This window comes from Paenibacillus sp. FSL P4-0081, assembly GCF_000758565.1.
GTDB lineage: Bacteria > Bacillota > Bacilli > Paenibacillales > Paenibacillaceae > Paenibacillus_AQ > Paenibacillus_AQ phytohabitans.
In genome coordinates this window covers 6,689,007-6,711,778 of the sequence record NZ_CP009280.1, presented here as the reverse complement: position 1 = coordinate 6,711,778, position 22,772 = coordinate 6,689,007, and the positions used below count along the sequence as shown (strand labels likewise).

Annotated in this window: 14 protein-coding genes; 12 read left to right on the top strand and 2 right to left on the bottom strand. The window is 52.1% G+C overall.

Annotation, left to right across the window (positions count from 1 at the left end; all coding sequences use genetic code 11):
• Positions 1–129: 129 nt before the first annotated feature.
• The gene (locus P40081_RS28540) at positions 130–2,331 is read left to right on the top strand and encodes a HelD family protein (protein WP_042139532.1); all 2,202 of its coding nucleotides are present in this window, start codon (positions 130–132) and stop codon (positions 2,329–2,331) included.
• A gap of 340 nt (positions 2,332–2,671) precedes the next feature.
• Here the strand turns inward: P40081_RS28540 and P40081_RS28535 are convergent, their stop codons facing one another.
• Complete coding sequence (locus P40081_RS28535; RefSeq protein WP_042139531.1) at positions 2,672–4,687, bottom strand: methyl-accepting chemotaxis protein; 2,016 nt, start codon at positions 4,685–4,687, stop codon at positions 2,672–2,674.
• A gap of 602 nt (positions 4,688–5,289) precedes the next feature.
• Between P40081_RS28535 and P40081_RS28530 the strand changes: the two genes are divergently transcribed.
• The 4 genes from P40081_RS28530 (at position 5,290) to P40081_RS28515 (ending at position 13,129) form a co-directional block, all read left to right on the top strand.
• Positions 5,290–5,571, top strand: a complete 282-nt coding sequence (locus P40081_RS28530; protein WP_039294537.1) for a CD3324 family protein — start codon at positions 5,290–5,292, stop codon at positions 5,569–5,571.
• Between the two features lie 187 nt (positions 5,572–5,758).
• Positions 5,759–7,069, top strand: coding sequence for a replication-associated recombination protein A (locus P40081_RS28525; RefSeq protein ID WP_042139530.1), 1,311 nt, complete (start codon positions 5,759–5,761; stop codon positions 7,067–7,069).
• 453 nt (positions 7,070–7,522) lie between these two features.
• Positions 7,523–10,213, top strand: a complete 2,691-nt coding sequence (locus P40081_RS28520; RefSeq protein WP_042141562.1) for a glycoside hydrolase family 9 protein — start codon at positions 7,523–7,525, stop codon at positions 10,211–10,213.
• 30 nt (positions 10,214–10,243) lie between these two features.
• Entirely contained in the window at positions 10,244–13,129 is a 2,886-nt protein-coding gene (locus P40081_RS28515) for a glycoside hydrolase family 48 protein (RefSeq protein WP_081970562.1), read from the top strand.
• Between the two features lie 157 nt (positions 13,130–13,286).
• Here the strand turns inward: P40081_RS28515 and mnmA are convergent, their stop codons facing one another.
• Positions 13,287–14,408, bottom strand: coding sequence for a tRNA 2-thiouridine(34) synthase MnmA (gene mnmA / locus P40081_RS28510; protein ID WP_042139528.1), 1,122 nt, complete (start codon positions 14,406–14,408; stop codon positions 13,287–13,289).
• Between the two features lie 319 nt (positions 14,409–14,727).
• Between mnmA and cymR the strand changes: the two genes are divergently transcribed.
• The 7 genes from cymR to P40081_RS28475 all read left to right on the top strand — a co-directional run bounded on the left by cymR (position 14,728) and on the right by P40081_RS28475 (position 22,770).
• Positions 14,728–15,147, top strand: coding sequence for a cysteine metabolism transcriptional regulator CymR (cymR, locus tag P40081_RS28505; RefSeq protein ID WP_039294546.1), 420 nt, complete (start codon positions 14,728–14,730; stop codon positions 15,145–15,147).
• A 657-nt stretch (positions 15,148–15,804) separates the two neighbouring features.
• On the top strand, positions 15,805–16,002 hold the full coding sequence (locus P40081_RS28500; protein ID WP_081970197.1) for a hypothetical protein: 198 nt from the start codon (positions 15,805–15,807) through the stop codon (positions 16,000–16,002).
• Positions 15,995–17,254, top strand: a complete 1,260-nt coding sequence (locus tag P40081_RS28495; protein WP_042139526.1) for a DNA polymerase IV — start codon at positions 15,995–15,997, stop codon at positions 17,252–17,254. The genes P40081_RS28500 and P40081_RS28495 overlap by 8 nt, the downstream gene beginning before the upstream one ends.
• On the top strand, positions 17,251–17,727 hold the full coding sequence (locus P40081_RS28490; protein WP_042139525.1) for a YhjD family protein: 477 nt from the start codon (positions 17,251–17,253) through the stop codon (positions 17,725–17,727). The genes P40081_RS28495 and P40081_RS28490 overlap by 4 nt, the downstream gene beginning before the upstream one ends.
• A gap of 703 nt (positions 17,728–18,430) precedes the next feature.
• Positions 18,431–20,176, top strand: a complete 1,746-nt coding sequence (locus tag P40081_RS28485) for a sensor histidine kinase (RefSeq protein ID WP_042139524.1) — start codon at positions 18,431–18,433, stop codon at positions 20,174–20,176.
• A complete protein-coding gene (locus tag P40081_RS28480; RefSeq protein ID WP_042139523.1) occupies positions 20,173–21,366 on the top strand; it encodes a response regulator transcription factor in 1,194 nt (397 codons plus the stop codon). Before P40081_RS28485 ends, P40081_RS28480 begins: the two co-directional genes overlap by 4 nt.
• Positions 21,367–21,516: 150 nt before the next feature.
• Complete coding sequence (locus P40081_RS28475) at positions 21,517–22,770, top strand: ABC transporter substrate-binding protein (protein WP_042139522.1); 1,254 nt, start codon at positions 21,517–21,519, stop codon at positions 22,768–22,770.
• Positions 22,771–22,772: the final 2 nt, after the last annotated feature.

The following is a 22,772-nucleotide window of genomic DNA, read 5'->3' as shown; positions in this document are numbered from 1 at the left end:
TGGCTTTCCCTGTCCTCTTGTGATATGATGTACTGCTCACATCACTTAAGGTGCATGCTTCCGGAGCGAGTTTTGCTCGGAGAGATTCAGGAAGCTAATGCCCGCATAACTTTTAGGAGGTAACTGAAATTGGAAGACAACTTTCAAAGTGCCTATCAAGAGGAAGAAGACAGGCTGAACCATGCGCTTATAGAGATTGACTCTACCCTTGAGCGGTTGCGCAGCACTCCGGTGTACACGGGACACGAGTATACGGAGCAAGTGCTGGAGGACTCCAGGGAACAGAAGCGCAAAGATCTTGCCAAGCTTAGGCAGGAGCCTTATTTCGGACGGCTTGATTTTCAGGGCAATGACGAGGAAGAACGCAAGGCACTTTATATTGGTAAAATCGGCGTAGACCGTGAGCAGGTAAGCGACCGTCCGCTGGTCATTGACTGGCGGGCACCGGTGGCAAGCCTGTTCTATTCGTTTACAGGAGGGACAGAAGCGGCCTCCTATGAAGCACCGGAAGGGCTGATTGAAGGGCTCGTCTACCTCAAACGCAACGTGGTCATCCGCAAGCAGATTCTGGAGCGGGTTGCGGATACGTATAACCGCGACAGTGATGCGCCGGCGGTGTCGGATGAATTCCTGGTGTACCGGCTCGGTGAGAACAAGGACAACCGGCTGCGTGATATCGTCTCGACGATCCAGGAGGAGCAGGACAAGATTATCCGGGCAGCGAAGAACACGGCGCTGATTATTCAAGGGGTGGCGGGAAGCGGTAAAACCACCGTCGCGCTGCACCGGCTGGCTTTTTTATTGTATCAATACAAGGATCAGGTCTCGGCGGAGAAAATGATTATTTTCGCTCCGAACCGGATGTTCCTGGATTATATTTCAGATGTGCTGCCGGAGCTCGGTGTCGGCAATATTGCCCAGAGCACCTTCCCGGACTGGGCGGCGGGTGTACTGGGCGTAACTTTGCCGGAGCAGGACGCTTCGGAAACGATGAACCGCTGGTTCGAAACAGCAGGAGCGATGCCTGTCATTACAGAAGAGACCCCGGGACGCTTCAAAGGCTCCACGGTGCTGATGAGTGTCATTGAATCCAGCATTAAGCTGCTGGAGACCAGCGCCGTGCCTGAAGGGGATTTCAGCCCGTGGGACGGGGCTGTGCTGCGCCGCTCGATGATTCTGCGCTGGCATAATGAGGAATATGCTCCGTATCCGCCGGCCAAACGCAAGGAACGCGTGATGGCGCGGATTCACCGCTGGATCGAGATGGAGCTGAAGAAGAGCCCGTCGGCCGCTGCGCTGAAGGACCGCAAGAAAAAAGGCGCGGCCCGCGAGAAGGCGTACAGCGCCAAGTGGCCGAAATATGATCCGCTGGCCATCTACAAGCAGATATTCCGTGCGGCGAAGACTCCGGAGGACTGGCCGGCAGAGGCGCCGGAAGAAATTCCGCAGGCTGTATTGAAGGAAACGGTGAAAGAGCTGAAGAAAGGTATTCTGCGCGAAGAGGATCTTCCGCCGCTGCTCTATATTCATTATCTTTTGAACGGCAATGAGGGAACCCAACGCTTCGACCATATCGTCATTGATGAAGCGCAGGACTTCTCCCCGTTCCAGATCGCCGTGCTGGATCTGTACGTGAAGGGACACTCCTTCACCATTCTGGGTGACTTATCCCAGGGGATTCATGCCTACAAAGGGGTACATGAGTGGAATGAGATGCAGTCGCTGTTTGCCGGGGAGTATACAGCGTATCATGCGCTTACCCGCAGCTACCGTTCAACGATGGAGATTATTGAATTCGCCAACGGGATTCTGTCCGCCGGCGTCGGCAGCGCGCTGCTGGCCGTGCCGGTCTTCCGCAGCGGTAATCCTGTGCGGCTGATTTCCTATGAGGATGCGCAGCCGGAACCGGCTACAGGCGGCAGCCAGCGGTTCAGCGCTGTCAGAAGCGCCCTGTCGTCGCTCTCCGGGCGCGAATACCGCACAGTGGCTGTATTGACCCGCAGCCTGCGGGAAGCCGCTGAGCTGTACGCTGAGCTTGCCGGACAGTTCGAGGATATTCATCTCATTGACGGCAGCATCACCGAATACCGCGGCGGCTTGTCCGTACTGCCCGTATATTTGTCCAAGGGACTGGAGTTCGATGCCGTCATCCTGGCGGATGCGGACAGTGCGCACTATGGAGGAGCAGCCTGGGATGCCAAGCTGATGTATGTAGGCTGTACACGTGCCCTGCATGAGCTGTGGCTATTGCATGACGGCGGTCTTCCGCATTACGTACAGCTGCTTGGAGACGAAACAGTCTCCGGCTGGCCGGTACCCGAAGGGAATTAAGGTTTACATTATCTTGGGCAAGGGCAGCCCTGTTTTGGAATGGGATAGGGTTGCGCCTGGTGAGAACACTCCGCAAACGGAACGTTGTTCCAATCGCTGCCCAATTATTAAAATTTCCTTAGCGGTGAAAATCCGGACACAAGGCGACCGCTAACGCTTTTTCCGCGGGCCGTCCGGTCCGATCCGCTATTTAAGCGGGAAACGTATATGCAATCTTAAAAAACGCAAAAAAGAAACCTCTCTTTGGTGAAATGTATTAACCATTTCAAAAGAGAGGTTTTTTTTGCGTGCTGAATGAGCAAATGAGGGGCATTAGTGCCCCTCATTACGCCGGAAGTTCTTAAGCCTTGCCCTTCGGCTCGAAGTGGAACCGTTCCACCTGTCCCTGCATATCCGAAGCCATGGCGGAGAGCGCAGCGGAGGATGAAGTGATCTCCTCCATGGAAGCAAGCTGCTCTTCTGTCGCCGCTGTTACACTCTGGAAGGATTCCAGCGCGGCCTGGGCGATCTTGGCCATCTCCTGAACAGATGCTGCTACTTCTGCGCTGCTGGCTGACATTTGCTCGGTAATCGCAGATACTTCATGGATTTGCTCGCCTACATGCCGGGTGGACTGCTCGATCTGGTGGAAGGCCTCGCTGGCTTCCTGTGTAAGCGCCATTCCCTGCTCCACATCTCCAACCACTTTATGCCGCATCACATCATAGGCGCTGGCAATCAGGTCCACCATCTCAGAGATGGTCTCCTGGATTTGTCCTGCACTGACATTGGAAGCTTCGGACAGCTTGCGCACTTCACCGGCGACTACAGCGAAGCCTCTGCCATGTTCTCCGGCCCGTGCAGCCTCAATGCCGGCATTCAGCGACAAGAGATTGGTCTGCTTGGCAATGGCAGAGATGGCCGTACTGGTGTCCGCCACCTTGGCACTTAATCCGTTAAGCTCAGCAATCAGCGTGCCGGACTGATGTACGGATTCGCGGATCGTCTTCATCTGTTCTCCGACATGCTGCATCTTGGCGCTGCCGGTGGAGACATCCTGTTCCGTCTGTACTGCGGCGCCCACTATCATCTCTGAGGCGGAGGCGATTTTTTGAATGCCGGTTGACATTTCATCCATCGTTATAGCCACTTCGGCGGAAGCATAAGCCTGGGTTTCCACACCACGGGTGGATTCCTCGACCAGCTCAGTCACATATTCGACCGCTTTGCTGTTCTCGCCGGTGCTGGCTGTCAGCTGTTCACTGGCTGCCGCCAGGTGGCCTGACGTTTCAGCGACCTCCTGAACCATTTTGCGCAGGGAAGACACCATCGCATTATAATTGCCGGCAAGCTGACCGATCTCATCCTTGCGGTTCGTTTCCACGGACTCATCCAGATAACCCTCGCTTACCCGTTTGGCCGAACGGTTCAAGCGTTCCACAGCGCCGGTAATGCGGCGGATGATAAGGAAGGTTACGATCGAAGCAAGCAGCAGGGAGACGACAAGCACGATACCTGACTTGTACAGAATCGGGTATACAGCCTTGGTGTATTCATTCTCCGGCAGCACACCGGCCATTTTGAATCCGGTCAGCTCGTTCGTAATGTAGAAGCCGTCCATTTGTGTATTGGCTGTATCGTCCTTGTAAGAGATTTTGCCTGCCGGGCCTTTACCCATTTCAGCCAGCATCTGGCTTGTTGCATCAGAAGCCACCTCCATGGTAGGGTGATAGATCACCTTGTTATTGCCGTCTAGAATATATACATAACCGCTGTCGCCCAGACTGACATTTTTGGTCAGCTCCATAAGCTCGTTCATGCTGATGCTGATGGTAACGGCACCCTTGCCGTCCGGAAAAGCCCTGGAAACCGGCAGAATGTAGCTGTTCGTCACTTTGGAGAAAATAGGATCAATAACCGATGTTGTCTCCGGTGACTTTAGAGCGTCTATGTACCAGTCCCGGATGCGGGGATCATAATCCTGCTGCTCTGAATCCGGAGCGAACATGTACTTACCTTCATCGTTGCCCAGAGCTACGATATCCACTTCAGGATGCTCCAGCTTGAATTTGTCGATCAGGCTGCGTACTTTTGCAGTATCGCTGGTGAGATCGGCGGCACTAATCTGGTAAGCAAGCTCATTCACACCTGCGCTCTCCAGCTGGATTAATTGCGAAAGGGTTTTATCGAGAATATGAATGCTTGAGTTTGTGGTCTCTTCCATCTTGGAGCGCAGTGCCGACTCTGAGGTTTCTGTGGATATGACAACCAGGGCAAGGGAGGGGAGCACAATGGCTATGATGATTAGCAGCATGAGTTCCGTTCTGAGCTTGGTGATGTGAAATACACGCTTTAAAGGATTCCGTGGGGTTGTCATAGAAGGTTCCTCCTGAATTTCTGAATGGATGGGGTTAAATTAATTTCCATATCTCGAAGTAAATAGATAATTTAATATATATTTCGACACTAATCGACTAAAAAATTAGTTTTTCGTCAAAATTTTTTTGGCTAAAATTACCGCTATGCCTTCCTCCTGAAAGTTATGATTAACGTGAGCTCAAGGTGGAGAACGATTATAACTATTCTTGAACTTGTAACCCGCGGATACCTGTGGCTTAATAATAAGTGTCCGGCCGGGCAAGATTACTTCTGGAAGGAGGCTGATGGCAATGTTTTCAGAATACGAGGTGGTTTCCGTCTAAGACGGAAGCCTGTTTAAGGGGAGGCCGCGAGGCCTCCTTATGTATAGATAGCGGCTATATATTTCAGGCTTAGCTAAAATATATAGAAGTACACTGACAAACCACTGATAGATTACTGATAAACAATGAATGTAGACGCTAACCGCAGGGTTTAATATAATGAATTTAGGTTATTTACCAAATTTGAGGAGAAGAAAGGAGGCAGGTGGCATGATTATCAAGAACAGCGCAGTGATCGGACTTAACGGAACACACCTGTTGAAGGAGGAACCAGAACGTGAGTTACGTAAATGGAAAGGATGTGCTCCCCCCGGGATTGCTCGAAGAGCTACAGGGCTACATCCAGGGTGAATTGCTATACATCCCGAAGAAGACGGAAGAGCGGGTACGATGGGGCGAGAACAGCGGCTCCCGGCAAGAAATTGCGAACCGCAATGAAGAGATCTTCTGTAGTCACAGCAGTGGCTGCTCGGTGAACGAGCTGCAGAAGAGATATCATTTATCCGAAGAAAGCATCCGCAAAATCATTTCAAAAATGAGGCTGGCGCTGAACAGCTAGTCTTAATATTTGAAACAGCCCCACAACATATAAGTTCTAAGAATAGAACAAAGAGCATGCTCCCGCCGGTGATGGCGAGGTCATGCTCTTTTTAATGAAAGCTGCGGGTATGGTATGATAGAAGGCAGCCAGTTCTTTCTATCGAAGAAATAGCGAAATACCAGATTACTAGCAAGGAAGTGGAGTTATGGATTTATTCTCGCTGGGTGAGGATAACGGGAACGGGAGCGGACGGCTGCTTGCAGACCGGATGCGGCCCGTGAATCTCGATGAATATATTGGACAGGAGCATATTGTAGGCCGCGGCAAGCTGCTGCGCAGAGCCATAGAGGCCGACCAGGTGTCTTCCATCTTGCTGTACGGGCCTCCGGGCTGCGGCAAAACAACCTTGGCTCATATCATATCGCATCATACCCAAGGTGAATTTGTCCGGCTGAACGCGGTGGAAGCCTCGGTCAAGGATGTCCGCGAGGTTATTGAACGCGCCCAGAGCAACAAGGCGCTGTACGGCTCGAAGACCATTCTGTTTCTGGACGAGGTCCACCGCTTCAACAGCTCCCGCCAGGATGCGCTGCTGCCGGCAGTGGAGAAGGGGACGATTACCTTCATCGGCGCCACGACGGAGAATCCGTTCCATTATGTGAACGGGGCGCTTATGAGCCGCTCCACGCTGATCCAGCTGGAGTCCCTGACCAGTGAGCATAGCCTGATTGCCATGAAGCGGGCGCTCGCCGATGAGCAGCGGGGCCTGGGGTTCATGGATCTGAAGGCGGATGAGGACGCGCTGCAGCATATCGCCACGATGGCTAACGGCGATATCCGCCGCGCCTTGAACGCGCTGGAGCTGGCGGCGATGACCACTGCCCCGGAGAGTGACGGCAGCGTGCATATCACGCTGGAGGTGGCGGAGGAGTCCATCCGCCGGCCGATTGTCAAAGCGGACGAGTCTACGCAGTATGATGTGCTGTCCGCTTTTCACAAAAGCATCCGCGGCTCCAGCGACGCCGCCCTGTTCTGGTTCCTCTACGCCGTGGAGAAGCTCGGCATGGACCCGATGACCTTCATCCGCCGTCTGATCGCCGCGAGCAGCGAGGATATCGGCCTGGCTAACCCGCAGGCGATGGTTCAGGCTGTCAGTGCGCTGGATGCCTACCGCAACAACGGCTGGCCGGAGGCGAAGCTGAATATCGCACAGGCAATCCTGTTTGCGGTGGAGAGCCCGAAATCAAACGGCGTGGTAATGGCAATCGCGAACGTTATGGATAGCCTGGAGGATCTGAAGTCGGCTGAGGTGCCGCTGCATTTGCGGGATACGCATTATAAAGGCGCAGCCCAGCTGGGGCATGAGGGATACCAGTATCCCCATAATTTCCCCGGCCATTATGTGAAGCAGGACTATCTTCCGAAGGCGATCTCCCGGAGAGTGTTCTATCAGGCGACCGAGCAGGGCAACGAGGCGAAGATCCGCCATAACCAGCAGCTGCGGCGCGGGCAATAGCGCTCCACTCAGATGCATGGGAAGACCAATAAAGGAAGAGAAGTAAAGTGAGACCACCGCATGCACTCAACTGCGGTGGTCTTTTGCTTGCGTATCGGCGTGCACCTGAAGCATGTTAGGCATTTTTTTCGGTTGATGAAACGGCAAATATGATAAAAATGGAAATTTTTTGACAAAACGAGTCTGTTTTCGGTGGATATAATTGTAAATATATAGAATTAAATTACTTTATGTGGTATATGTGTAGATAGGGAGATTATTTCCTTAATTTGTAAGTGGGGGTGGAGGATGGAGTGTACTGAATAGAATGTCTTATGAAATGTCTTCAATGGACGCTGGGGAGGTATCTGCGCGTGAGTCACCCGATCGGGCTGAAACGTAAGAATCGAAGGGAGATGAGTTAAGGTGAAGCAAACGAGACGGAAGACAGGCTGTATCGCAGCACTGAGCTTAATGCTAACCTGCACTATTGCTTCAGGGACTGTTATTCATCCGCAAGTCAGCAAAGCTGCAACCGCAGGGATTAATTATGCAGAGGCACTGCAGAAATCTATCTATTTCTATGAGACACAGCGGTCGGGTGATCTGCCGGCGAACAATCGTGTGGAATGGCGGGGCGATTCGGGGCTGCAGGACGGTGCGGATGTCGGCCACGATCTGACGGGAGGCTGGTATGACGCAGGGGATCATGTTAAATTCGGATTTCCTATGGCGTACACCTCCACCATGCTGGCATGGTCGGTCTATGAATACAAGGATGGATACGTGCAATCGGGGCAGCTGGATGAGATTCTGGACAATATCCGCTGGGCAACAGACTATTTTGTGAAAGCGCATACGGCTCCTAATGAGCTGTGGGGACAGGTCGGCAACGGCACGGCGGATCATAACTGGTGGGGACCGGCGGAGGTCATGCAAATGGCACGTCCATCCTACAAGATTGATGCTGCGCATCCCGGCTCTGATCTGGCAGCGGAGACCGCTGCTGCGCTTGCCTCAGCTTCCATTATTTTCAGGGATTCGGATGCCGCTTATGCGGACAAGCTGCTGCTGCATGCCAAGCAATTATACAATTTTGCCGATACGTACCGCGGGGCTTACTCCGATACAATCACTGATGCCAAGCAGTATTACAATTCGTGGAGCAGCTACGCCGATGAATTAAGCTGGGGCGGTGTCTGGCTGTACTTAGCGACCGGCGAGCAGACCTATCTGGATAAGGCTACTGCCGCCAGCAATCTGTGGGGCACGAACCAAGCCGGAGATTGGGGTTATCAATGGACCCAATCCTGGGATGACAAGCACTACGGTGCACAGCTCCTGCTGTCCCGCATTACGGGTGATCCCAAATTCATTCAATCCACTGAACGGAATATGCAGTTTTGGACCACCGGAGTGAACGGTACCTCTGACCGGGTAGCTTATACTCCCGGGGGGCTGGCCCATCTGGACCAATGGGGGGCGCTGCGGTATGCGGCCAACCAGGCATTCATGGCCTTTGTCTATGCGGACTGGGTTTCAGATCCGGTGAAGAAGAACACCGCCCAGACCTTTGCGGAGCGGCAGATTACCTATATGCTGGGCGATAATCCGCGCAATAGCAGCTATGTGATTGGCTTCGGCGCAAATTCGCCCCAGCATCCCCATCACCGCACCTCACACGGCTCTTGGAGCGACAGCCAGACGACTCCTGCGAACCACCGGCATGTGCTGTACGGCGCACTGGTCGGAGGACCTTCCAAGACAGACAGCTACACCGATACGATCAGCGATTATGTCTCCAATGAGGTTGCAACCGATTACAATTCAGCCTTTACCGGCGCTTTGGCCAAAATGATGCTGCTCCACGGGCAGGGCCAGCAGCCGCTTGTGAATTTCCCGCCGGCCGAAACGCGTGAGGATGAAATGTTCACCGAGACCTCTGTGAACGCCAGCGGCAGCAATTTTGTGGAAATCCGTGCGCTGCTCAATAACCGCTCCGGGTGGCCTGCCCGCTCCAGCAGTCAAATGTCCTTCAACTACTATATGGACATAAGTGAGGCTGTGGCTGCAGGGTATGGACCAGCAGATATCACCGTCAAGGCGGGAGGCTACAATCAGGGGGCAACCGTCTCGCAGCTGCTGCCTTATGATGAAGCGAATCATATCTACTACACCAAAGTAGATTTCTCCGGCACACCGATTTATCCGGGCGGACAATCCGCTTACCGCAAGGAGGTCCAGTTCCGGATTGCCGGGCCGCTGAACACCACCTTCTGGGACAACAGTAATGACTTCTCGTTCAAGGGAGTGGCTCCAGGTGCTTCCTCGGCGACGAAGAATCCGTATATTCCGGTATTTGATGCGGGTGTCAAGGTGTACGGGGAGCTGCCTCCCGGCGGCGGAACCCCCGGTGAACCCCAGGTTCCGGGCCGTCCGTCCGGCCTGCAGGCGGTACCCGGCAATGCCAGCGTGGCCTTGAGCTGGAATGCGGTCAGCGGTGCTTCCCAGTATACGGTCAAGCGCTCTCTGGTGAGCGGCGGACCGTACACGGTGATTGGCACGGCAAACGGAGCCGTCTACAGCGACAGCGGGCTGACGAACGGAGTGGACTACTATTACGTGGTGACCGCATCGAACAGTGTGGGGGAGAGTACGGCGTCTGCACAGGCTACGGCCCGGCCGCGCGAGACCACCCCGCCGGTTACTGGAGCTTTGCGTGTACAGTACCGCACCAATGACACAAGTCCCGGCGATTCGCAGATCCGCAGCCAGTTCCGGATTGTCAACACAGGGACCGAGACCATTGCACTCAGTGGTCTGAAGCTGCGCTATTATTACACCGTGGACGGGGACAAGCCGCAGGAATTTCACTGTGACTACGCTGTTGTCGGCAGCGGCAACCTGAGCGGAAGCTTTGTGAAGCTGGACGCGCCGGTATCCCTGGCGGATTCTTATGTGGAGATTTCCTTTGCCGCAGGGGCAGGAAGCCTGGCTCCGGGGGCGGATAGCGGGGAGATTCAGGTGCGGTTCAACAAGACCGACTGGACGGCCTACAATGAGAGCAATGACTATTCCTATGGAGGAACCCAGCAGACCTTCGCGGATTGGGAGAAAGCTACACTTTACCGTGCAGGAACGCTTGTGTGGGGCTTGGAACCATAAATCATTCCAGAGAGGAAGTATGCCGAAATGATGAAGCTGAGTTCAATCAAGAAACCATTCTCCATAGTAATGGCTGCCATCCTGATCATTTCTCTTACAAGCGGTATCTTTAATTTCAGACCCGGGACAGCCAAGGCTGCATCGGTAGAAAAGACAAGATTTCTGCAATTATATGCCCAGCTGAAAGACCCGGCGAGCGGCTATTTCTCGGCGGAAGGCATTCCTTATCACGCGGTGGAGACCCTGCTTAGCGAGGCGCCCAACTACGGGCATATGACCACCTCCGAGGCCTACAGCTACTGGATGTGGCTTGAAGTGCTGTATGGCTATAATACCGGAGACTGGAGCAAGCTCGAAGCCGCCTGGGACAATATGGAGAAATACATCATCCCGGTTAATGAAGGCGACGGCGTGCAGGAGCAGCCGACGATGAGCAATTACAACCCGAACAGTCCGGCAACCTACGCCTCGGAGCTTGCCCAGCCGGACCTGTATCCAAGTGCGTTGAACGGCAAATATACGCCGGGCAAGGACCCGCTGGATGGAGAGCTGAAGTCGACCTACGGCAACAACCAGACCTATCTGATGCACTGGCTGGTGGATGTGGACAACTGGTACGGCTTCGGCAATCTGCTGAATCCTGCGCATACCGCTGCCTATGTGAATACCTTCCAGCGCGGAGTGCAGGAATCTGTCTGGGAAGCGGTGGCGCATCCTTCACAGGATGACAAATCGTTCGGCAAGACGAATGAAGGCTTCATGAGCCTGTTCACCAAGGAAAATAGCGTACCTTCCGCACAATGGCGTTATACGAATGCTACAGACGCGGATGCGCGCGCTGTGCAAGCGATGTACTGGGCCAAGGACCTTGGATACACCAATACGGTCTATCTGAACAAAGCCAAGAAAATGGGCGACTTCCTGCGTTACGGCATGTACGATAAGTACTTCCAGAAAGTCGGCAGCGCTGCTGACGGCACACCTGAAGCGGGAACCGGCAAGGATTCCAGCCAGTATCTGCTGGCCTGGTATACTGCCTGGGGCGGGGGCCTTGGAACAACCGGCAACTGGGCCTGGAGAATTGGCGCGAGCCATGCGCACCAGGGTTATCAGAATGTGGTTGCAGCCTATGCACTGTCCACTGCAGACGGCGGCCTGATTCCGGCTTCGGCAACGGCCGGAGAGGATTGGGGCAAATCGCTGACCCGCCAGCTGGAATTCTACAACTGGCTGCAATCCTCTGAAGGAGCTATTGCAGGCGGTGCCACGAACAGTTATGGCGGTTCATACAGCGCTTATCCCGCCGGAACAAGCACCTTCTATGGCATGGCCTATGACGAGACTCCAGTCTACCATGACCCGCCATCCAACAATTGGTTCGGGATGCAGGCCTGGAGTGTTGAACGGGTAGCCGAGCTGTATTACATTCTGGCTTCCAGCGGGGATACCACCTCGGCCAATTTCAAAATGGCCAAACGGGTGATTGAGAACTGGATTGACTGGTCTACAGATTATGCCTTTGCGGGCAGCCGTCCGGTAACGGATGCCGCCGGCTATTATCTGGACCTGCAGGGAAACCGGATTCTGGGCGGAGATGATCCGCAGATTGCCACCGTGTCCGCACCCGGCGAGTTCTGGATTCCGGGCAATGTGGAGTGGCAGGGCCAGCCGGATACATGGGGCGGCTTCAACTCTTTTAGCGGCAACAGCGGCCTCAAGGCAGTGACCAAAGATCCCGGACAGGATACCGGCGTGCTGGGCAGCTATATTAAAGCGCTTACGTTCTTTGCCGCAGGAAACAAAGCGGAACACGGCAGTTATACTGCGCTCGGCGGAACCGCTTCACAATTGGCCAAGTCCCTGCTGGATACAGCCTGGGGCTACAATGATGGACTGGGAATTACGACGCTTGAGAAGCGTGCGGATTATTTCCGGTTCTTCACCAAAGAGGTATATTTCCCTGCGGGCTGGACGGGGACCTTCGGCCAAGGAAACACTATACCGGGCAGTGCGACAGTACCTTCTGATCCGGCCAAGGGCGGAAACGGAGTCTATGCGAGCTATACCGATGTGCTTCCCGATATCAAAAATGATCCCAAGTGGAGTTATCTGGAAGGCAAGTACAACAGCTCGTACAACAAAACAACCAAGACATGGGACAATGGCGCACCTGAGTTCACCTATCACCGCTTCTGGTCACAGGTGGACATCGCTACAGCCTATGCGGAATACGACCGGCTAATCAATAACGGCAGCGGTCCAATACCGACAGCTACACCGACCACAACGCCAACGGCCACGCCGACGGTCACTCCAACAGCTACACCAACGGCCACACCGACAGTAGCGCCAACGGCCACACCAACGGCCACACCGACAGTAGCGCCAACGGCCACACCAACAGCTACGCCGACGCCAACGGCTACACCAACGGTCACGCCAACGGCTACGCCTGCTGCGGCGAACCTGGTGGTTCAATACCGTACAACGGATACGAACGCCACAGATTCGCAGTTCCGTCCGCAGCTGCGGATTGTCAACAACGGGACGACAGCGGTGGACCTCAGTAAGGTCAAGCTCCGTTACTATTACACGATTGACGGAGAGAAACCTCAGCAGTTCAATGTCGATTATGCAACACTCGGCGGCAGCAATGTGCTGGGTAGCTTCGTGAAGCTTGATCCTGCGGTTGCAGGAGCGGATTATTATGTGGAGATTTCCTTCAGCGCCGGTGCCGGCAGTCTGGCACCCGGGGCGAACACCGGGGAAATTCAGCTGCGCATCAACAAAACCGATTGGAGCAATTACAATAAGGCCGATGATTATTCCTATGATTCAACCAAAACGGCTTATACAGACTGGAACCGGGTACCACTGTACTTGAATGGTGTACGGGTATGGGGGGTTCAGCCGTAATAAAGCGGACATTCTGTTGCCGGGAATCCGGCCGGAGTCTGCTGGTCTGAGCATTATCCCGTACAATAACGAATAAAAGAACCTTCAGCTCCACGATCCGGTGGTGTTGAAGGTTCTTTTGTATGCATTAGGGGCTCGTCTCAGGCAGGTGATGCAGTTACACCTGCGGCAGGGGCACAACCTTCTCGGCAGTCTCAATGGTTCCGCCGCCGAGACATGTTTCACCAAGGTAGAACACCACAGCCTGTCCCGGCGTGATCGCCTTCTGCTGAACATCAAAAGCAACATGCACGGTTCCATCTGCCTGCTTCGTCAGCGTAACGCCCTGATCCGGCTGGCGGTAACGGAACTTGGCGGTACACTTCAGCGGCGTATCGCCCAGTGTAGCTGCATCGATCCAGTTCACGCCTGAAGCCGTGAGGCTGGTGGAGTACAGGCTGACATGCTTCTCGCCCTGCACAACATACAGGGTGTTGCTTGCCAGATCCTTCTCGGCCACGAACCAGGGTTCGCCTGTGCCGGAGCCGCCGATACCAAGGCCCTGACGCTGGCCCAGCGTGTAATACATGAGCCCGTCGTGACGGCCTTTGACTTCGCCGGTGGCGATATCGACCATATTGCCCGACTGTGCGGGCAGGTATTGGCTTAAGAATTCACGGAAATTACGTTCTCCGATGAAGCAGACGCCGGTGCTGTCTTTTTTCTTGGCGGTGTAGAGTCCGGCTTCCTCGGCAATTCTCCGCACCTCCGGCTTCGGCAGATGCCCGATCGGGAACATGGCCTTGGAGAGCTGATACTGGTTCAGTGCGTTGAGGAAATAAGTCTGATCTTTGTTGTTGTCCACGCCGCGCAGCAGCTTGAACATGCCGTCCTCTTCTATGACCCGGGCGTAATGTCCGGTAGCTACGTAATCTGCGCCAAGCTGCAGCGCTTTGTTCAGGAATTCCCCGAACTTGATCTCGCGGTTGCACATCACATCCGGATTCGGTGTCCGGCCGGCCTTATATTCTTCGAGGAAATAGGAAAAGACTTTATCAAAGTATTCCTTCTCGAAATTAACGGTATAGTAAGGAATATCGATCTGCTCGCACACGCGGCGCACATCCTCGGCATCGGTCTCAGCCGTACATACGCCGAACTCGTCGGTATCATCCCAATTCTTCATGAAGATGCCGATGACATCATAACCCTGCTGCTTCAGCAGAAGCGCTGTAACAGAGGAATCGACCCCACCCGACATACCGACGACGACACGGATATCCTGATTAGCTTTTGTCATCGTGATCACCATTTTCTATGCACAAAATACCGGCGTTCTGACTGAACACCCGGCTCATTGTGTATTATAACATACCTGTCTACCCCAAACAGGAGAAGGCTGGTATAAATTCCTGCGAAAAAGAGTCCAAAATTGACAATTTGTCCACCACTGGTGAACAAAATCGCGAATTATTCCCGTTGGGTGTTCCAAATGTGTCCAAAGATATGATAACATAAGCTGAGAGCAAACATCGGAATACGTTGATATGACATATCTCATGTCTAACCAGCGAAACAGGAACCACAGAACCAGCAACTAAACCGAAAGAGGTGCCCCTTTGAAAATATCAACCAAAGGACGTTACGGATTAACCATTATGATGGAGCTTGCCCTGAGATTTGGTGAAGGGCCAACATCACTTAAGAGCATTGCCGAGAAAAACGGACTTTCCGAGCATTATCTGGAGCAACTGATCGCCCCGCTGCGTAATGCCGGACTTGTAAAAAGTATCCGCGGCGCATACGGCGGGTATATTCTGTCCCGCGAGACCAGCACCATTACTGCCGGAGATATCATCCGCGTACTGGAAGGCCCGATTTCTCCTGTGGACTTCACAGAAGAGGATGACCCGGCCAAGCGCGACCTCTGGCTGCGTATCCGCGACAGCATTGCCGATGTGCTGGACTCCACCACATTATCCGATCTGATCAACTTCAAGGAAGAGAGCCACGCGGATAATTATATGTTCTATATTTAAGGTAATTAGGACACAAAGCCCCTTCGAGTCGTCCGCGACTTTGAAGGGGCTTTGTTGTGTTGCTGGATATACATCTCTTTAGAGATAAATGTTGTACGTTTTGCAACTTTGATTCATAGATAGCGAGGTATTTGGGAGGATTGTTGTATGAAATACAAGAATAATCCTGCTAAGCCGCTTGGGTGAGGTGAAATCCTGCATTTTATACAACAATGTTGGATTTGGGCCGATAGGATGAGGGGAAATGTTGTATTATGTGCAGGATTCTATAAAAAACCCCCTGATCTCTGCCACAGATATCGCTGGATCAAGGAATTCTTGCGTCAACATCAGCCGCCTCGCAGTCCGGATGCTTTTATCCCGATTTTCCAATAAATTCCGTAGCATCTTTACGCATAACGCCGCAAACAAAAAAAGGAGACTTTATAAGCCTGCCTTTTGGATGAGCCTAAGGCTCACATTATTCCTCATAAGATTTATCCCCACTGTTATCTCTCCCTTAACCCATCCCCACCATATCCGGTTCTAATAATTATCTGCAATGCATAAGCTACTCTTACCAAACAAGAACGCCTGTTCTATTTTACCATTGCTTAAAAAACTTAATCCTGGTTATAATACAAACAAATGTTCTTATTATACCGGAGGCGATCAGTCATGAAAATGAGTATCGGCCAAACGATTGAAATGATATACCTGGACAAAGCGGGCAAGATTACGCAGCGGAAAATTGAAGTGCATGGAATTCGTGACGGCCGCATACGGGCTACCTGTCTGAGCACCGGCCTGCCCCGTGTTTTCCTGACGGACAGCATCTTGTCCTGGCACCCGGTACAGAGGCAGAAATATGCCTAAAGACCGGATCATTCTGCTCTCGGATTGCCAATCCTTCTATGCAAGTGTCGAAAAGGCTGCGCATCCCGAGTATAAAGATATGCCTGTCGCAGTCGGCGATCCTACGCGGATGAACGGTATTGTCCTGGCTGCCTGCCCCATCGCCAAATCTCATGGTGTAACCACCGCATCACGCGTGGGTGAAGCCATGACCAAATGCCGGAATCTCGTAGTGATCCGCCCGCGGATGAGTACGTATATCAAGGTCTCGCTGATGATTTCAGAAATCTATAAGGGGTATACCGACCAGGTTGAGGCCTTCAGCATCGATGAGCAGTTTTTGGATGTGACCGGTTCTTTGAGTGTTTTTGGAGGAGATCTGCCGGATATGATTCGTTCCATCCAGCATCATGTCCTGTTATCTACGGGGGTGTGGACCCGGGTGGGGGTCGGACCGACCAAAATTCTGGCCAAGATGGCCAACAACTTTGCCAAGAAGAAGGAAGGAGGGATCTTCAGGCTCGATTACGACAATATAGACACAGAGCTCTGGCCGCTGCCGGTGCATGAAATGTTCATGGTGGCTGGACGGATGACCAAGAATTTTTACCGTATGGGGATTACCACGATTGGCGATATTGCCCGGATGGAGCTGGGGGAATTCAAGCGGAGAATGCGCACAACCATGGGCAAGCAGAGCGATATCCAGGCGGAATATTATTGGCAGACGGCACGCGGGATCGATCCCAGCCCGGTCGTTACCGGGATTCGGCACCAGATTAAGTCGGTCGGGCACGGGAAGGCGCTGCGCTGGAATCTCTATACCCGGCTGCCGGAAATTGAGGTTGTTCTGCTGGAGCTGGTGATCGAGGTGTGCCAGCGGGCGCGGAAATACCGGTATATGGGGTCGGTGGTGTCTATCGTGGTGGCAGAGACGGACGGTAACAAATCTAACTCCTACAGCAGACAAGTGACACTGCCGGAGCCGTCGTCTTTAACGCATGAGGTGGCAGCGGCGGCCTACCGCTTATTTGTGGATCATTGGACGGGGATGCCGCTAAGCCGTCTGGCGATCTCTATCTCCCAGCTGACCGATGACAGTGTCATGCAGCTCACCTTATTCGATGACCGCCTCCGCACATTGAGCAGAGAACGGGCAGTGGATCAGATCAAAACCAGATACGGCAGCCGGGCGCTTATCCGCGCATCCTCTTTGCTGGAATCCGGGGTTGCACTGGAACGGGCGCAGCAGATTGGGGGTCATTATAAATGAGCAAATTAAACGGAAATGAGCGGTGGAAAACTAAGATGTTGATGAGTGAGCATGTGGATCAGTTTGAGGAGAAGCAAGAGGATACGGTTAGAAAAATGATCACTGTCGAGGAGCGGACGATGGTGCGTGACCTCATTTTGCTCCCTTACATAGATACTATGGTCAGCCGGAGCCTGAAGGAGATCGAGCTGTCCAGCAGTATTCTTAAGCGCGCCTTTGTGATTGCCGGTCAAGCGATACAGCGCCGGATCATGCAGGATACCTACCAGCTGCAAAAAGAGCTGAAGCAGCGCAATATCAAAGTGCTGCCCGATGAGCAGGAGGAGTTCCTGGTGTATCACAAAATCTTGTGCCGGGGGTATCAGGAACGGTTCGGACTTACGCGTGATGTGATGCGCACGGAAATAAGCTTAAGGCTGACCAAATATACAGCGGAGCTCGGGGCAGCACTGAAGGATCATCAGAAATTATAACACCAGCTTAGCCGGTGCTGTGGTGCTCCAACGTTTTTAGGTCCCAAGGAGTCAGAACAGTCTTTTTGCCACTTCATTGCACGTTGAAACTCTTGTATACTGAAGCCCTGCCTCCTTCGAGTATAGTAATCTCATGTTATATTACAGGTCTCTAAGGAGGCCTTTTTTTCTTGCCCATTAATTTTGTCGTCAGACCCTTTGAAGGCATCATGGGCAATCTGGAGCGCGCTTCCGTGAGAACAGTATTGGTTGTCACACTATTTTCGTCAAGCTCGCACTGATAGTAATCTTGAATGTGACTTGGTCACTGATCAACTGACTCTTCGGCTGGCATTTGAAGCATTGTTATTAGAGACAAGAGGGAAAGAGGCCTAGGAGATGGCAGCATTTTTTTGACGCGGGCGATTTCAGGAGCTATTCTATTGCTATTCTTCCTAAAAGTTGAGTTTTTGGCGGTGAGCTCCACCTATTCAGGTATACTCCTCTCAATCCCGGCGGAGCTGTTTGTGATGCATGACCCGCTATTCATAATGATATCGCTTACAATTCAAAGGAGCCTTCTTTGCAATTAGTTCCTTTCGAAAGCGGAATTGAGGAAGCTGTAACGGGGAAGGACATGGAGAAGGTGCAGGAGGCATTAGAGCTGTTGATACAATGGCTTTTGGATAGACTATATTAGGAATCTTAATGGAGGAAGTTTGTGATGGCGCTGCATCGTAAAATTTATCTTGCCTTTGTTGTATTTATATTGGTTCCGATCAGTTTGTTGGGGATCGTGTCCTACCGTTTGTCTTACGCCGCGATCAAGGAAAAGGTGGGCCAAGAAACACTTCAAACCTTGCGGGCGACAGACCTGAATATTCGAAATGTGGTAGAGCAGGCAGATTCCTTCTCCGGATATGTGATTGCATCCGAAGAAATACAGAGTTTCTTAAAACATAATAATAAGGATTCCCTGCTGGACTTCTACTACCAGCGCCAGGCCATTGCCGGAATTCTGTACGGTCAAAATGCACTGGATGATCTGATTCTGTATAGCGCTGGGGGAAGCGACTATCACTTTATGAATGGGGACATTCTCCCGTTTCGGGATTTTCAGCAAACGGATTTTTATCGCCGCATGCTGGAAGCCGAGGGGAGGAGTGTATGGTTGCCGCCCACGGAAAGATATCCGGATCAAAAAAAATGGTCGTTCATGCTCGGGAGGACAATCAAGGATACGTTAACGTTGAAAAATCTCGGCTACCTGATTCTCGAAATTAATATCAAACGCTTCGATGATATCTTCCTCACGCGTTACCCGGATGGATCTAGGGAACTCCTGATGGACAGCAACGGGAACATTCTCTATGAAGCCAATCACGACAACATTGGAAAACGTCTGGAACTGCCGATCGTGAATAGCCTGTCCTCTGGGACCGAAGGTACCCTGATCGATACGGAAAGCGGTCAGAAGAGCCTGATTTCCTATATCACATCGGATTCGCTGCATCCGGGGGATGCCCCATACTATCTGATATCTATCAAGCCTTGGAGCGCGGTTTCCAAGGAGACCGATTACATCCGCAATACGACGGTTTGGCTGGTTGGTTTTGTCATCCTGCTGGCTGTGCTGTTTAATTTTCTGTATGTACGGCAAATCGTAAGCTTCATCATTCAATTGCTGGCCCGCATGAAAAAAATAGAAAGCGGTAACCTGAATGCATCCATGCCTGAATACCGTTCGGTAGAACTGTCGCGGCTGGCCTACGGTTTCAACCGGATGAGCAACAGGCTCCGCCAACTGGTCGAGGAGGTTAGGCTGGAGCAGGAGCATAAGCGGAAGGCCCAATTTCAGGTGCTTCAAAACCAGATCAACCCGCATTTTCTGTACAATACGCTTGAATCGGTGAACGCGCTGGCGCTGATGAACCATCAGAAGCCAATCAGCAATATTGTGATCAATCTGGGCAAGCTGCTGCGGTCCAGCATTCATGCGGACGATGAGGTTACAGTCAATCACGAGCTGAATCATGTGGTCAGCTATATTGAAATTCAGAAGGTACGGTTCGATGACCGCTTCTCCTACAAGATAGACGTAGATCATGCCTTGCTGGACCACCATGTACTTAAGCTGGTGCTGCAACCGCTGGTCGAGAACAGTCTGCTTCGCGGATACAGCAAGAAGAAGCCCGATTTTTCCATCCATATTACCGGAGGAATCAATGCGCGGGGGGATGGCTATCTTCGGGTGCAGGATAACGGAACCGGGATTGATGACGACACTTTACAGCGTATACTGCAACAGATGTCGGCTGCCAAGCCCGGGCTCGTTCACGGACTATCCAATGTGCAGGGGCGCTTGCGTATGTGGTACGGGGACACCTATGGTCTGATGATCTGTTCCCACCCTCATGAAGGAACGGCCATTCAATTGAACTTTCCACTGAAACGGGAGGCAGCTAAATGAAATATAAGGTATTGATCGTTGACGATGAGCCACTGATCCTAAAAAGTCTGCAAACTTCAATCAACTGGAGCGGCATGGATTGTAAGGTCATCGGAATCGCGGAAGACGGCGAGGAAGCGCTGGAGCTGATGCAGGCAGGACTTCCGGACATCATATTAACCGATATCTCCATGCCGGGCATGAACGGTATCGAGCTGTTGGAGCAGATAAGCCGCTGGCCCGAGCGCCCGGAAGTGATTATTCTCAGTGGATACAGCGATTTTGAATATGCCCGCAAAGGACTGCAATACCGGGTGTTCGACTATATACTCAAGCCGATTGATCCTCTGGAGCTTGAGAAATGCATCCACAGCATGATCGCATGGTTCCAGGAAAAGGAGCAAGTCAGACACTCCACAATGAAACAGCAGCTATACGATGCGATGATGGGCAGCCGGTTTGACTCCAGTAAGTTCCGCAGTACCGCCATGTACCGGACTGCAGTCATTCTGGCTGACGATTCCAGCGGTTTGCATCTGGTGCAATGGGAAGGAAGGGCGACTCCTGAAGGACTTCGCAGATTCGTCTATTCTACCTCTAAGCGCTACGCTGTGGTCGTATTTTACATAGAAAGTGAGAAAGATGGTTTTGCGGAGTTGACTGCGACTGAGTTGCAGTACCTGGGCAGTCTCCTCGGGGATGACATGTTGATCGCTGCCGGGTCGGTGGTAAGCGGGTTGGAGGAACTCGCGGAATCGTATGATGAGGCCGTCGGCATATTGGATCTGCTGCAAACGCTGAATTCGGCGGAGACTTCTCAGCACCGGGTGTGGACGATTCAGGAGGTGGACCAATCGCTGTCGAGCCGCAAAACGCCGGCCAAACAGATTGGAGCAGCGCTCGCATATATGAATGAGCATTATCGCGAGGATTTGGCTATTGATCAGGTGGCGAAGCATGTAGCCATGAGCACTAGCCATCTCAGCGCACTGCTTAAGCAGATGACGGGCAGCACTTTTTTAGAGCATATGACGGAGCTGAGAATACAGCAGGCCTGTATGCTGCTCTCTGGAACCAACATGAAGACGTATGAGATTGCAAACCAGGTAGGTTATACCGATCAGCGTTATTTCAGCCAGGTGTTCAAGCGCAAAATGAACATGACGCCGAGTGAATACCGGGCGGGATTGTCCCGGAACGCAGATGTATGACCTTATATGAATGAATGACAGAATAGATTTTTCAACATGAATCATAGAAACACCTCGTTTTTAGATACGCTTACAAAAAATATAATAGGGTTGTAGACAGAGAGGACAAGTTATTGAGAGCACTTACAAACAAAGAGGAGGTAATGACTTTTGAAGAATCATGGGGTCAAATGGGTAAGCATGATGCTAATGGCAGGGCTGGTTCTTGGTGGCTGCGGGGCCAAGAATAATGCGGCAGAAGAAGTAAAGGGCAGTGAAGCTGAGAAGAAAATTGAATTTTTTCAATGGAAAGTGGAAGCGGTTAACTTTTTTGATGAAAAGATCAAAGAATTCGAAGCTGCTAATCCCGGGGTCAAAATTGAGCAGGTCAATGTTCCCGACGGTCCCGCGGTGCTGAAGACCAGAGTTGCCCGGGGGGATATACCGGATATCTTCATTTCCTACCCGATTGAACAAGACTATGTACTTCGCGCCCAAAACGACTATCTGCTTGATCTTACTAACGAAGAATTCGTTAAGAATATCATCCCGGAAGTGCAGGACCGTTATTTGATCGACGGCAAAATGTATGGAGTGGCCTTGAGCCAGAATGCAATGGGCGTCATTTACAACAAGAAAATGTTCGCTGAGAACAAGATCGAGATTCCTCAAACCTGGGATGAATTTGTCGCTACCATGGAGAAATTCAAGCAGCTCGGCATAACTCCGATTCTGATGCCTAATGCGACAGCCGATGTTAGCGCCTTCAATATGAACCTGTTGGCCAACTCGTTTGACAAGGCATACTGGGAGAAAGCCAACAAGGGAGAAGCGAAAATCGAGGGTGACCCGCTTTGGGAAGATATCGCCAAGAAAATGCTAGTAGCTTATGATTATGCGCAAAAGGATTCGATCGCAACCAAGGCGGATCAGATCAACCAAAGGTTCGTGAATGGTGAAGGCGCCATGTATGTCATGGGGACATTTATATTGCCGCAATTAGAAAAGCTGAACCCGGAATTTGAATATGGCATGTTCCCGTTCCCGGCCACCAATGATAAAGACAAGAATCTGGTTCTTGGCGGAGTGGACACCGGATTCACGATATCGTCCCAAGCCAAGTATCCGGAAGAAGCTAAGAAGTTCCTTGCCTTCCTCACCTCTAAAGAGAGCGCACAACAGTTCTCCGACTATGAAGGCAGTATCAGTGCGGTGAAGGATGTCCAAATGAACAAGGAGCAAGTGAAACAGATCGCTGAGCTAGTGAAAGAGGGACGTTCCTCGAACTGGCCTAACCACTACTGGCACGGAGGGACTGGAGCGGAGAACGATTTCCGTAAATACTCGCAGCAATTCCTGATGAGCAGAGACAGCAAGGCGTATCTAAAGAATCTGAACGACATGTTCATAATGTATAAAGAATAGAG

Coding starts and splice junctions, on each gene's coding strand:
- P40081_RS28535 (WP_042139531.1), bottom strand. CDS start 4,687: ATGACAACCCCACGGAATCCTTTAAAGCGTGTATTTCACATCACCAAG.
- P40081_RS28525 (WP_042139530.1), top strand. CDS start 5,759: ATGGATTTATTCTCGCTGGGTGAGGATAACGGGAACGGGAGCGGACGG.
- P40081_RS28520 (WP_042141562.1), top strand. CDS start 7,523: ATGCTAACCTGCACTATTGCTTCAGGGACTGTTATTCATCCGCAAGTC.
- P40081_RS28515 (WP_081970562.1), top strand. CDS start 10,244: ATGAAGCTGAGTTCAATCAAGAAACCATTCTCCATAGTAATGGCTGCC.
- mnmA (WP_042139528.1), bottom strand. CDS start 14,408: ATGACAAAAGCTAATCAGGATATCCGTGTCGTCGTCGGTATGTCGGGT.
- P40081_RS28500 (WP_081970197.1), top strand. CDS start 15,805: ATGAAAATGAGTATCGGCCAAACGATTGAAATGATATACCTGGACAAA.
- P40081_RS28495 (WP_042139526.1), top strand. CDS start 15,995: ATGCCTAAAGACCGGATCATTCTGCTCTCGGATTGCCAATCCTTCTAT.
- P40081_RS28490 (WP_042139525.1), top strand. CDS start 17,251: ATGAGCAAATTAAACGGAAATGAGCGGTGGAAAACTAAGATGTTGATG.
- P40081_RS28485 (WP_042139524.1), top strand. CDS start 18,431: ATGGCGCTGCATCGTAAAATTTATCTTGCCTTTGTTGTATTTATATTG.
- P40081_RS28480 (WP_042139523.1), top strand. CDS start 20,173: ATGAAATATAAGGTATTGATCGTTGACGATGAGCCACTGATCCTAAAA.